Raw genomic sequence first — 1,121 nt, 5'->3', positions numbered from 1 at the left:
AAATTATTTAGCAGTGACGAAAAGCCATCAAGTGCTCAAACTGCAAAAGATCGTTTAAAAGTTATTGTTGCTTCTGAACAAGGTTTAGGCCGCCGTTTAAGCCAAGACAAGATTGATCAGATGAAGAAAGAAATCATGCAAGTGGTTAGTCGTTATGTCAGCGGTGTAGGCGAACAGCATATCCAAATGCAGGTTCGCTCTGAAGCTAATATCGAAATGTTAGAAATGAATATCAATTTACCTGAAGAACGATAATTCTATTTCTGACTATTCAATAAAACAGAATCAAGGCAAAATAACGCAAGTTATTTTGCCTTTTTTAAAACTGAGGAGATTGTCATGGCATTATCACAGCCAGCAACTTTCAATGAAGAATGGTCCGATGAGCGTGTTTTTGCCTACCTCAACCAACTTCCGCCAGCGGGTGTGAACGCAGATTTTCATGTGCTCTACCATGCATTCAAACATATGCGTCCAACAGACTATGAACGTCTTTTGACTCAATTTATTGCAGACGGACGCGATATTAATGCCAGAGACCCTGAAGGCCAACGCATCCATGATGTGATTGCCAAATTTCCGCGTCAATCGGCACCATTTTTAGAAGTTCTAGCAAAGTTTGCTTAAAAATAAAAAGCCTCTTCAAGAGGCTTTTTTCTTATCTCAATTTATCGATTACCAATGAGGAAAATACCAAATACGGTAAAAATACCACCTGAAATACCATCAATCCATTTTGAAAAATTACGATAAGCTGATCTAAAACTTGGTAATGAAAAAATAAAAGTCACAAAGCAGAACCATAAAATTGTTTCGACTGTGACAATAATAAAGAGCAGCCAGTGAACCTGATCAAGTTGAGGGTTGGCTAAAAATAAAGAGAAAACACTACCAAAATAAATAACAGCTTTAGGATTTGATAGATTGGTTATCAGGCCTTTAATAAAAAATAGGTAAGGTGCTTTTGGTAGCTCTACAGCAACACTATCTTCTTGCTGATTTTTTGAAAATGCTGAGCGCAACATCTGATAGCCCAACCAACATAAATATAAACCACCGGCGATGAGTAAACCTTGCTTTAACCAAGCCATTTTTTCAAAAATAAGATTTAATCCCATCAG

The 1,121-nt window shown here is 37.1% G+C and carries 3 protein-coding genes; 2 read left to right on the top strand and 1 reads right to left on the bottom strand.

The annotated features are described in order from the left end of the window. Together minE and UC75_RS11015 are read left to right on the top strand one after the other, a co-directional pair. A partial coding sequence (gene minE / locus UC75_RS11020) for a cell division topological specificity factor MinE (RefSeq protein ID WP_049837620.1) occupies window positions 1–255 on the top strand: 255 nt, incomplete at its 5' end. 84 nt (window positions 256–339) lie between these two features. Further along, a complete protein-coding gene (locus UC75_RS11015; protein WP_049837619.1) occupies window positions 340–627 on the top strand; it encodes a PA4642 family protein in 288 nt (95 codons plus the stop codon). Between the two features lie 41 nt (window positions 628–668). Here UC75_RS11015 and UC75_RS11010 read toward each other — a convergent pair. Then, window positions 669–1,121 (bottom strand): LysE family transporter (locus UC75_RS11010; RefSeq protein ID WP_228137286.1); only part of this gene is annotated, 453 nt, incomplete at its 5' end.

The sequence above is a fragment of the Acinetobacter sp. V2 genome (assembly GCF_001188385.1).
In the GTDB taxonomy this organism is placed as follows: Bacteria; Pseudomonadota; Gammaproteobacteria; order Pseudomonadales; family Moraxellaceae; genus Acinetobacter; species Acinetobacter oleivorans.
The sequence above is the reverse complement of the archived record's forward strand: the minus strand, read 5'-3'. Positions and strand labels throughout refer to the sequence as shown.